At 68.1% G+C, this 10,312-nt stretch carries 10 protein-coding genes; 5 read left to right on the top strand and 5 right to left on the bottom strand.

All coding sequences use genetic code 11. The annotated features are described in order from the left end of the window. Positions 1-133: 133 nt before the first annotated feature. On the top strand, positions 134-808 hold the full coding sequence (locus PKH97_RS09230; protein WP_324387112.1) for a DUF4230 domain-containing protein: 675 nt from the start codon (positions 134-136) through the stop codon (positions 806-808). Next, positions 691-1,917, top strand: a complete 1,227-nt coding sequence (locus PKH97_RS09225; RefSeq protein ID WP_324387113.1) for an acyltransferase — start codon at positions 691-693, stop codon at positions 1,915-1,917. The genes PKH97_RS09230 and PKH97_RS09225 overlap by 118 nt, the downstream gene beginning before the upstream one ends. Positions 1,918-2,076: 159 nt before the next feature. Here the strand turns inward: PKH97_RS09225 and PKH97_RS09220 are convergent, their stop codons facing one another. Further along, positions 2,077-3,141, bottom strand: coding sequence for a hypothetical protein (locus PKH97_RS09220; RefSeq protein WP_324387111.1), 1,065 nt, complete (start codon positions 3,139-3,141; stop codon positions 2,077-2,079). A 281-nt stretch (positions 3,142-3,422) separates the two neighbouring features. Between PKH97_RS09220 and PKH97_RS09215 the strand changes: the two genes are divergently transcribed. Next, positions 3,423-5,003 carry a TrkA C-terminal domain-containing protein gene (locus PKH97_RS09215; protein WP_324387110.1) on the top strand — a complete coding sequence of 527 codons (1,581 nt, stop codon included), beginning with the start codon at positions 3,423-3,425 and terminating at the stop codon, positions 5,001-5,003. A gap of 87 nt (positions 5,004-5,090) precedes the next feature. Here PKH97_RS09215 and PKH97_RS09210 read toward each other — a convergent pair whose 3' ends face one another. The 4 genes from PKH97_RS09210 to dnaK are packed head-to-tail and all read right to left on the bottom strand — an operon-like array spanning position 5,091 to position 9,205. Continuing rightward, complete coding sequence (locus tag PKH97_RS09210; protein WP_324387109.1) at positions 5,091-5,531, bottom strand: helix-turn-helix transcriptional regulator; 441 nt, start codon at positions 5,529-5,531, stop codon at positions 5,091-5,093. Positions 5,532-5,536: 5 nt separating this feature from the next. After that, on the bottom strand, positions 5,537-6,595 hold the full coding sequence (locus PKH97_RS09205) for a DnaJ C-terminal domain-containing protein (RefSeq protein WP_324387108.1): 1,059 nt from the start codon (positions 6,593-6,595) through the stop codon (positions 5,537-5,539). A gap of 52 nt (positions 6,596-6,647) precedes the next feature. Next, complete coding sequence (grpE, locus tag PKH97_RS09200; RefSeq protein ID WP_324387107.1) at positions 6,648-7,319, bottom strand: nucleotide exchange factor GrpE; 672 nt, start codon at positions 7,317-7,319, stop codon at positions 6,648-6,650. Further along, positions 7,316-9,205, bottom strand: coding sequence for a molecular chaperone DnaK (dnaK, locus tag PKH97_RS09195; RefSeq protein ID WP_324387106.1), 1,890 nt, complete (start codon positions 9,203-9,205; stop codon positions 7,316-7,318). Before dnaK ends, grpE begins: the two co-directional genes overlap by 4 nt. A 122-nt stretch (positions 9,206-9,327) precedes the next feature. Between dnaK and PKH97_RS09190 the strand changes: the two genes are divergently transcribed. Both PKH97_RS09190 and PKH97_RS09185 read left to right on the top strand, forming a co-directional pair. Further along, positions 9,328-9,918: a TnsA-like heteromeric transposase endonuclease subunit gene (locus PKH97_RS09190; protein ID WP_324387105.1), complete on the top strand. Its 591-nt coding sequence runs from the start codon at positions 9,328-9,330 to the stop codon at positions 9,916-9,918. Continuing rightward, entirely contained in the window at positions 9,900-10,226 is a 327-nt protein-coding gene (locus PKH97_RS09185) for a hypothetical protein (RefSeq protein ID WP_324387104.1), read from the top strand. Before PKH97_RS09190 ends, PKH97_RS09185 begins: the two co-directional genes overlap by 19 nt. The last annotated feature ends 86 nt before the right edge of the window (positions 10,227-10,312 follow it).

The raw sequence follows: 10,312 nt of genomic DNA, 5'->3' as shown, positions 1-10,312 counted from the left end.
AAGTTCTCCGCTCCTTCGGCCCACGCAGAGCGTGGGACCCAGCTCCGATACTTCGTGGGGACCCCGTCCACAATGACTTTCGCAACACGGCCGCAGCAGAAGTTAGGCAACGGGGCCAGAGGGAGAAGCACGTATGCCGAGTGCCAGCGCGCGTGAGCGGGCGTGGGTGCCGCTTGCTGTCGTCGCGGCCGCTGTGCTCGCGATGGCGATCCTTTTCGCCGGCCCGCTCGCCACCTTGCGCGACGCGCTCTTCGGCGAGTCGACGCCGAAGCCCGGCGACACCACCTTGCTGGAGATCCGCAAGACCGCCGAGCTGCGGGCGGCGACCGGCTCCTATTCGGTGCCCGTCTACTTCGGCATGGACGAGCACGGCGTCAACAAAGTCATCCCCGACATCTTCGACGCCAACAGCGGAGTGGCCATCTATCAGGGCTCGATCGACGCCCTCATCGACCTGCGCGGGCTGACCGACAGCGACATTAAGGCGGACAAGGCCGCCGGCACCCTCACCCTGACCGTGCCCCCGCCCACCTTGACCACCCCGAACATCGACGAATCCCGCTCCAAGGTCGTCGCCCAGAACCGCGGCATCGGCACCCGCGTCAACGACTTCTTCGCGGGCACTCCCCTGGAGCAACGCCAGGCACTGGACCAGGCGGCCGTACAGGCCCTTCAGCAGGCCGCCGCCGAATCGGGCCTGGAACAGACGGCCCGCGACAACGGCCGCGACTTCCTCACCGCACTGGGCCACAATCTCGGCTATCCCACGGTGACGGTCGTCTACCGCGACGAGCCCGCAGCCCGCTGAACGCGACAAATGGGGCAACGGACCGGGACGTTCGCAACCTCCCGGCCCTCACGGGTGCCCGCTGGCTCGCTGCCCTGGTGGTTTTCGTCCACCACGCCGGCCTCGCGGCCTACCTCAGTGGTGAGCCACAGCGGTCGCTGCTGACCGTAGGGCGGGTCGGGCACGTCGGGGTGAGCTTCTTCTTCGTCCTGTCCGGCTTCGTCCTGCTCTGGTCCACCCCGCCGTCGGCGAGCGCAGCAGCCTTCTGGTGGCGACGGGTCGCGCGCGTCGTCCCGCTCCACCTGGTGACGGCCGCCGCGGCCCTTCTCCTCGGTTTCACCATCGCACCCAGCCTCGGCCCAAGACCGGCGACCGGCGGCTGGCCGGCGACGATCGCCAACGCCGTCCTGCTCAGCTCGTGGGTGCCCACGTGGTCGCAGGCCGGCGACCCGGTGAGTTGGTCGCTGGTCTGCGAGGCCTTCTTCTATGCCCTCTTCCCCGCCCTCGCGCTGCTGGCCGGCCGCCTGCGGGCTCGCGGTGCGTGGGCACTCCTTGTCGGGGCCGCGCTGGGCGCGCTCGCTGCCGCGCTCGCCATCGATACCGCCACCCTCGACCTCAGCCGGGTCCCCTTGATGCGCCTGCCGGAGTTTGTGGCCGGCGTCGCCTGCGGCCGCCTGGTGCAGGTGCGCGCCTGGCCGCGCATGCGCTCCTCCGTGGCGCTGCTGTTGCTCGCCGTCGGGTGGGTGATCGCCGGCCACGCCAGCCGCCCGTATGCCGTTGCCCTGGCCACCCTCCCCGGTTTCGTCGCGCTCATCGGCGCCCTCGGCGAGCAGCAGAGTTACGGGGGCACGGGCGACGCCTTCGCTCGGTGGCTCTCGCGGCCCACTTTGGTCCGGCTCGGGGAGTGGTCGTTCGCCTTCTATCTGGTCCACATTCTGGTGATGCGCACGATCGAGCACACCGTGATCTCCCATCCCGGCTGGCGAGTCGGGCCAGGGCTGGCACTGCTGCTCGGCGTGCTGGCGCTGGCCCTCGGCATCTCCGCACTGCTCCACCACGCCATCGAGGTCCCCGCCAATGCCGCGATCCGGGTGCGCACCCAGCAACGCTCCCCTCCTCTCAGCCCGTGACCGGCGGCAACGAGGCCACGGTGTCGCGGTATTGCGTTGGGGCGGCGCGGGGGTCGAAGTCAAAACTTCGTCATCGTCCGCGTGGCGGCGCCGACATGTTTCCTCGGTGCTCGGGCTCCGAGTCCGGTGGCTGGACGGGTCTCCGGCGCCGGCAACGGGTCACAGTGTCAAGTCGTAGATGCCGGTTGTGGAAGTGACGTAGACGGCCCGTCGTCGACGATTGCAGTGCCGGGGATGATCTTGCGACCGGCGGGGTCGGTGATCGGGGTGCTGGAGAGTTGCTGTCCGGTGGCGGCGTCGTAGGTGGTCAGGGCGCCGGCGATCGGGACATAGCGGATGCCATAACGCCAGCATAATTGCGCGTTGACAACTGGCGTCCGGTTGTCGGGTCTGTGGCGTACAGGGTTGGCCCCCGACGCTGTAGAGAACCCCAGCGGACGTCAGGGTCAGTTCGAAGACACCGGCGTCGTATGCCACCCAGTCGAATTCGCCCGTCTTGGGGTCGAATGCGCCAGGGAGGCTGCTTACGCAGTGTGTGCCGCCAACCAGCAGCTTGCCGGCGTAGGGGAAGGTCAGGTCGCCGCGGGAGCCCCACACATACGCGCTGGTCTCCATCATGAAACGCTGGAGCCCGATGGTGCCAGATGAGGCATCAAGGTAGGGTCCGCCGTCGCCGCTGGAGTATTGGATCTCGCTCGGGTTGTCCTCGTGGTACTCCCACAAGACCCGTCGCGAGGCGAGGTCGAAGGGGGCGATATTGCCGGTAATCGTGCAGGCATACCCCCGCCCGGCCAACGTCGCCAACCAGGCGAAGGCATTGTCCGGGGCCTCCCCACCCACCGCGAACCTGCCACCGACCTTCAGATTGGCGACGGTGTCTTTGGTGAGTTGCTTCTCATACGGGTTGACGAAGTTCCGGGCCTTGCTGAAGCCCGCCATCCGCCAATCCAAGCCCACCCGCAACCGACCGGTCGCGGCCCTTCCGCCCTGACTCGCACGCACCGTCACCATCCCCGGCACCGTCGCCCAGGGCACCAGGACCCGGGCCGTGAACCGGCCGGTCCCGTCCACCCGAGCTGCGACGGAGCCAGTCCCAAGCCTGATCGCAACCGTCGCATTCGGGAGCCACCCCTGCCCGGTGACCGTGACCTTCCCGCCCGGGTGCATCGCCGCCGGGCCGATCCCAATCCGCGGCGCGGCGACTGCGGCTGCCGCGCCGGGCACCGTCGCCGGACTAACCACTGCCTCCGCCCTGGGCGAAGAAAGAGTCACCCCCCCAACAAGCACCAGCGCGATGACCCCTGAGGCACCACACACTCGCGCCGTGAAACGCGGCGACCAATTCCTGCGACCCACTCTCCAACAGCGGCCAGCATTGACCTCCACCCGTCGTGAGTCAACGGGCATAGGCGGGCGGGCCCACCGTGCAAGCAAGGCTGCTGCCGGCCCTCGTTCGCCCGGACGAGATTCGGTCGCCCCTGCCCCGCCAACTAAACTGGTGCGACGTGGTGTCATACCTCGTCGAGCAGCCCGTCCTGCTCCTTTTCGTTCTCCTCGCCCTCGGCACCGCCCTCGGCAATATCCGGGTGAAGGGCATCTCGATCGGGCCGGCCGCGGTGCTCTTCGTTGCCCTCGGTGCGTCCGCCATCGACCCCGAGTTGGCCCTGCCGGCGATGATCGGCAATGTGGGGCTGGCGCTCTTCGCCTATGGCGTCGGCGTGATGGCGGGCCCATCCTTCTTCTCGTCGCTTCGGACCGGCGCGAAGCCGGTTGCGCTCGTCGCCTCCACGCTGGCCGCGGTGGGTGGGCTGTGCTGGGGGCTCGGCGCCCTCCTCGGCCTGACGCCGGGATCGATCGCGGGCCTGTATGCCGGCGCCAACACCAACACCCCGGCCCTTGCCGCTGCGGTCGAGCGCGTCGGCGGGGCCCCCGATCCCACGGTCGCCTACGGGCTGACGTACGCGGGCGGGGTGATCATCATGCTGGCGGCGGCGGCATACGCCCTCCGCAGCGCACCACCCGAGGGCGGCATCGACGAGGCGGCACCGGACCCGATCCGCAATGCCACGATCAAGGTGACCCGCGACAACGTCTTGACCGTCCGCGAACTGACCTACACGCCATACGGGCGCGTCCTCTTCTCGCGCCATCAGGTCGGGGACAACGACATCCATGTCTCGCGCGGCGACACCCTGCTCAAGACCGGCGACCGGGTGCTCGTCATCGGGCCGCAGCGCGCGATCGACCATGTCGTCAAGCAACTCGGCCGGCTTTCCCAGATTCGTTTGGATGAGGAGCGCCACGACGTCGACTTCCGGCGAATGGTGCTCTCGCAGAAGCAGTTCTACGGCCGCACGATCGCCGACCTCGACCTGTGGCGCAAGTATGACGCCCGCGCCACCCGCGTGCGTCGCGCCGATCACGACTTCCTTGCCACCGACGGATTCATCCTGCAGGCCGGTGACCGCATCCGCGTCGCCGCGCCGAAGGAGCGGATGGCCGACGTGGCCCGCTATCTCGGCGACAGCGAGCACGGCAGCTCCGACATCAACCCGCTCGGCCTGGCCGTCGGCGTCGCGCTCGGGCTCCTGCTCGGCCAACTCCCGATCCTCATCCCCGGCCTGGGCACCCTCGAACTCGGCCATGCTGCGGGGCCGCTCATCGTCGGCCTGATCCTCGGCCGGCTGCAGCGGACCGGCCCGGTCGTCTGGAGCCTGCCGCACCAGTCGATCGAGGTCCTCAACCAGCTCGGCATCCTGCTCTTCTTGGCGTATGCCGGCGGCCGCGCCGGCACGGCATTCGTCGACGCGATCCAAAGCCCCTTGGGGCTCAAACTAATTGCAGCCGGTGTTCTCGTCACGGCCGTGCACGCGATTGCCCTGATCGGCATCGCCAAATGGGGGCTGCGGGCATCGGGCCAACGCATCGCCGGGTATGCCGCCGCCTCCCAGACCCAGCCGGCTGTCCTGGCCTTCGCGAACTCGGCCACCAACCACGACGAGCGTGTCGCCCTCGGCTACGCACTCGTCTATCCGGTGGCGATGGTGACCAAGATCGTCATCGCCCAGTTGCTGACCCTCACCTGACAGCTGTGGCCCGGCAACGAAAGAGCCGCCGTCTTCGCATTTCTGCTAGAGCCGGCGGCTCTTCTCGGGGTCTCCGCGCGTCGTCGTTCAGCGGCTGAGTGCGTCCCAGAGCACCAGCGCCTGCGAGCGCGTATGCCGCGGCCGCTCCCCGGGGCGAATCGCCATTGCGTCCCCGGTCGGTCCAACCGCGAAAACCCTTCGCCCACTGGCGATCTCCGCCTCGCGTAGGGCGTGCGTCAACTCGGCAACGCGGGCCTGCAGCGCATCGACCTGATTCTCCAGAGTCATGATGCGCAGGATGCCCGCCAGCGAGATCCCTTCGTCCTGCGAGAGCCGCTGCACCTCGCGCAGGCGGGCGACATCACGCGCCGAATAGCGGCGGCCTCCGCCCTGGGTGCGCGAGGGCGTGACGAGCCCGAGCCGGTCGTACTGACGAAGGGTCTGCGCGTGCATACCGGCAAGTTGCGCCGCGACCGAGATGACGAAGACCGGGGCGTCGTCGTCGGGACCGAATGCGTGCAAGGCCATGTGGGTCAGGCCCTTTCGGCCTCAGCGAAGATCTCAGCGCGCGGGTCGACGCCGGCCTCCTGCTCACGCAGCGCCTCGACCGCGGCCTTCGCCTCATCGGAAAGGCGTTGCGGCACAACGACCTGCACCTTCGCAAGCAGGTCGCCAGTGCGCGACTTGGTCGCCACCCCACGCCCCTTGATGCGCAACACCCGGCCCGACGGCGTGCCGGGGGCCACGCGGACTTTGACCGGCTTGCCGTCCAGCGTCGGCACCGCCACCGTCGCACCGAGGGCTGCCTCGGCGAAGGTCACCGGCAGATCGAGCGTGAGGTTGTCGCCCTCGCGCCCGAAGACCGGGTGCTTCTCGACCGTCACCGTCAGGATCAGGTCACCGCGGGCGGCGCCTGGATCGCCTTCGCCGCCCTTGCCGCGCAGCTTGATCTTCTGCCCGTCCTTGACGCCGGCGGGGATGCGGGTGGTGATCCGCTGCCCGTCCAGTCCCGACAAAGTGACGGTCGATCCGGTGACGGCGTCACGGAAGCTGAGCGTCGCGCGGGCCTCGATGTCGTGACCCTGCTGCGGTCCGCGAGGGGCGCCATACCGGCCGAAACCGCCTGCGCCGCCAGGGAATCCACCCTGACCGCCAGGGTATCCGCCCTGGCCGCCGAAGCCGCCTTGGCCGAAGAGCCCGCCGAGGATGTCCTCGAGATCGGGTTGGGCACCACCGCCGGTGTTGAAGCGAACATTGCCGCCCTGCCCACCGCCGAACATCGAGGAGAAGACATCCTCGAAGCCGGCGCCTCCCGTGGCGCCGCCCGGCCCGCCCGCGGTGAAGCGGGCCCCACCACGCGCCATCTGGCGGATCGCGTCATACTCCTGACGCTGTTTGGGGTCGGACAGCACCGAGTGGGCCTCGGTGATGTCCTTGAACTTGCGCTCGGCGGCCGCGTCCCCGGCGTTCTTGTCCGGGTGGTGTTGTCGCGCGAGTTTGCGATAGGCCTTCTTGATGGCCGCCGCGTCGGCATCGCTGGGGACGCCGAGGACCGCGTAGAAGTCCTTCTCGAACCAATCCTGACTAGCCATCCTGGCGTCCTCCTCTCCTGAACTGTGGTCTCACGTGAGCGCTATCGATCCCTCAGCTGGGGTCTGAGACGGCCACGCGGGCCGGCCGGATGACCCGGTTTCCGGCACGATAGCCCGGCTGGAGGACCTGGACGATGGTCGTCGTTGTCGCACCAGCCGGAAGCTCGGCACCGGGCAGGTGCATCAGCGCCTCGTGGAACTCGGGGTCGAAGGCCTCGCCCACGGCGCCGAAGCGCTCGAAGCCAAAGCGGCCCAGCGTCCCTTCCAGCTTGTCGGCGATCGCTGCGAACGGCCCGCCGGTCAGGTCACCGTGATCGCGCGCGCCCTGGATGTCATCCATGACGGGAAGCATGGCTTCGAGGACATCGGCGATCGCGCGCTCCTGGATGAGCGGGCGGTCCCGATCGACGCGCTTCTTGTAGTTGACGTATTCGGCATTGAGCCGCTGCAGGTCGTGCAGCCGCTCCGCAGCGAGGAGGGTGTCCGGGTGGACGGCATCCGGGGCTTCTGGCGCGACGGCGGCGGCCGGGTCGACCGCCGCATCGTCGTATGCCGTGTCCTTGCCCCCGGCCCCGGCCGAAGCCGGGCCCGCGGGGGCGCTGCCGTCGTTGACGGCGTCCTTAGCGCTGGCGACTGCGTCGCCGCCACTGTGGGCCGAGGCGTTCACCGCATCCTCAGCGCTCGACGCGGGGTCGTTCGCCGGGGTGTTGGGGAACTCGGTCACTTCTTCTCCTCGTCGTCCTCGACGACCTCGGCGTCGACGACATCGTCATCGCTCGCACCCGAGGCGTTGTCGCTGGACGCACCGGAGTCGGCACCGGGAGTCTCCGCGGAGTCCGCGGCGGAGGTCGCGGCATACAGGGCCGCGCCCATCTTCTGGGACTCCTGGTTGAGCTTGTCGACCTTCGCGGTGAGGTCCTCGACGGAGGTGTTGGCCTCGGGCTTGATCGCGGCCTTGAGGTCGGCGAGTGCCTCATCGACCGGCTGGCGCATCTCGGCAGTCAGCTTGTCGCCGGAGTCGGCGAGGAACTTCTCGGTCGAGTAGACCAGCTGCTCGGCGGTGTTGCGGGCCTCGGTCTCCTCGCGGCGTTGGGCGTCTTCGGCGGCGTGAGCCTCGGCGTCCTTGACCATGCGGTCAATCTCGTCCTTGGACAGAGCGGAGCCACCGGAGATGGTGATCTTCTGCTCCTTGCCAGTGCCTCGGTCCTTGGCCGTGACGTGGACGATGCCGTTGGCGTCGATGTCGAAGGTGACCTCGATCTGCGGCACGCCGCGCGGGGCCGGCGCGATGCCGGACAGTTCGAAGGTGCCGAGGTTCTTGTTCAGCTGCGCCATCTCGCGCTCGCCCTGGAAGACCTGGATCAGCACGGAGGGCTGGTTGTCCTCGGCGGTGGAGAAGACCTCGGACCGCTTGGTCGGGATGGCGGTGTTGCGCTCGATGAGCTTGGTGAACAGGCCACCCTTGGTCTCGATGCCCAGGCTGAGCGGGGTGACGTCGATGAGGAGGACGTCCTTGCGCTCCCCCTTGAGGACACCGGCCTGGAGGCTGGCGCCGAGGGCGACGACCTCATCGGGGTTGACACCCTTGTTGGGCTCCTTGCCGGTGAGTTCCTTCACGAGGGCCGACACCGCCGGCATACGAGTGGAGCCACCGACGAGGACGACGTGGTCGATGTCCTCGAGCTTGATGCCGGCGTCCTTGATGACGTTGTGGAAGGGCTGCTTGGTGCGGTCGAGCAGGTCCTTGGTCATCTGCTCGAACTGCGCCCGCGTGAGGGTCTCATCGAGGTGGATGGGGCCGTTCTCGGACATCGAGAGGTACTGCAGGCTGATGTTGGTGCTCGTCGCGGACGACAGCTCCTTCTTGGCCTGCTCGGCAGCATCCCGAAGACGCTGCATGGCGATCTTGTCCTTGGACAGGTCGACACCGGTGGTGTTCTTGACCGTGGTCAGCAGGTGCTGGACGATCCGGTCGTCCCAATCGTCGCCGCCGAGGCGGTTGTCGCCACTGGTCGCCTTGACCTGAATGGTGGCGAAGCCGTCCTCCGGGTCCTTGCCCACCTCGAGGAGGGAGACGTCGAAGGTGCCACCGCCGAGGTCGAAGACGAGGATGAGTTCGTCCTCCTTGCCCTTGTCGAGGCCGTAGGCGAGCGCGGCCGCGGTCGGCTCGTTGACGATCCGCAGGACGTTGAGGCCCGCGATCTCGCCGGCCTCCTTGGTGGCCTGGCGCTCGTGGTCGTCGAAGTAGGCGGGGACGGTGATTACGGCGTCGGTCACCGGTTCGCCGAGGTAAGCCTCCGCGTCACGCTTGAGCTTCTGGAGGATGCGAGCGCTGATCTCCTGGGCGGTGTAGGCCTTGCCGTCGATGTCGGCGGTCTTCCAGTCGGTGCCCATGTGGCGCTTGACCGAACGCAGCGTCCGGTCGGCGTTGGTGACGGCCTGCCGCTTGGCGACCTCACCGACGAGGACCTCGCCGTTCTTGGAGAACGCGACGACCGAGGGGGTGGTGCGACCGCCTTCGGCGTTCGCGATGATGGTGGGCTCGCCGCCTTCGAGGACAGCGACGGCCGAGTTGGTGGTGCCGAGGTCGATACCGACTGCACGGGCCATGTGGGGTGCTCCTTGGTTGGTGATGAAGTTGACTTGCTTGCACTCAAGCTACGTTCCCGTATGCCGCTTGCGCAACCTCGGTTCCGTAAACTTGCGCCTGCCTGACTCAACTCCTCTTCCCGGTGGAGTGTTCCCGCTCCACCAGCGCGGGCTACGCGAGCCTGCTGGAGCGGGACCGGGTCCTGCTGGCCGACTTCGACGTTGCGGTGACGGGGATCGCCAGTCAGCCATTCTGGCTCAGTGGCCTCGACGAGGGTGTGCAGCGCTGGCACGCTCCGGACTATCTCTTGGCCTGTGCGGACGGCTCGGTCATCGTGGTGGATGCCAAGCCTGCCCGCATGTGTCAGGAGCCGGTGGTGGCCGCGGTTTTTGAGTGGACCGGCAGGCTGTGCCGAAGCAGGGGCTGGCGCTATGAGGTGTTCCATGGCGGGGACGCGGTCGTGATGGCGAACCTCCGGTTCGTGGCCCAGGGCCGCCGATCGATGTTTCTGGATGAGGAGTGCGTCACAGTCGTGTCCGCGGCCGGGCGTTCGGGAATGACGTTGGGACAGATCGAGGGTCGGGTGTCGGGGTTCGATCCACTGGACGTGAGGGCTTCGGTCCTAGCGCTGCTTTGGCGGCAGGCGTGGACGGCAGACCTGACTCGGCCCTTGTCGAGTCCTTCGGTGGTCTCCGTGCCGGTGAAGGATAAACGATGCCGAGCGGCGTCCTGACCCTCGAGACGGGCTCGAGGTTCTGGTTCGAGGGCGAGGTGTGGGAGGTCGACACGTTCGTCGGAGACCAGGTGCGGCTGCGCCGCGATGCCACCGTCTGTTCGGTGTCCACGTCCGCGCTGCTGGAAGCGGCGAGTCCGCTCGATGAGCCGGAGGAACGGCACGGCGCACATGGTGATCCGTTCGCCCTGCCCACGGTCGTCCTGGCCGCCCTGACTGTGAAGCAGCGCCGTGAGGTGGAGCGCAAGGTAGAGGAGCACGCACCGGGTCCCTCTTGGCGGCCCACGGTTCTTGTCGTTGACTCTTGACTCATGGTGCCAGATGCGCTATATGAAAATCCATAGCCACTGCGATAGGTCAGTGGTCACTCAACAGGATCAGGAAGGAGTGTTCG

The sequence above is a fragment of the Nostocoides sp. genome, assembly GCF_035343835.1.
Taxonomy (GTDB): Bacteria; Actinomycetota; Actinomycetes; order Actinomycetales; family Dermatophilaceae; genus Nostocoides_A; species Nostocoides_A vanveenii.
The sequence above is the reverse complement of the archived record's forward strand: the minus strand, read 5'-3'. Positions and strand labels throughout refer to the sequence as shown.

Bases quoted from the DNA above. Each gene is read 5' to 3' on its own strand.
- PKH97_RS09230 (WP_324387112.1), top strand. From the start codon at position 134: ATGCCGAGTGCCAGCGCGCGTGAGCGGGCGTGGGTGCCGCTTGCTGTC.
- PKH97_RS09210 (WP_324387109.1), bottom strand. From the start codon at position 5,531: ATGGCCTTGCACGCATTCGGTCCCGACGACGACGCCCCGGTCTTCGTC.
- PKH97_RS09205 (WP_324387108.1), bottom strand. From the start codon at position 6,595: ATGGCTAGTCAGGATTGGTTCGAGAAGGACTTCTACGCGGTCCTCGGC.
- dnaK (WP_324387106.1), bottom strand. From the start codon at position 9,205: ATGGCCCGTGCAGTCGGTATCGACCTCGGCACCACCAACTCGGCCGTC.
- PKH97_RS09185 (WP_324387104.1), top strand. From the start codon at position 9,900: ATGCCGAGCGGCGTCCTGACCCTCGAGACGGGCTCGAGGTTCTGGTTC.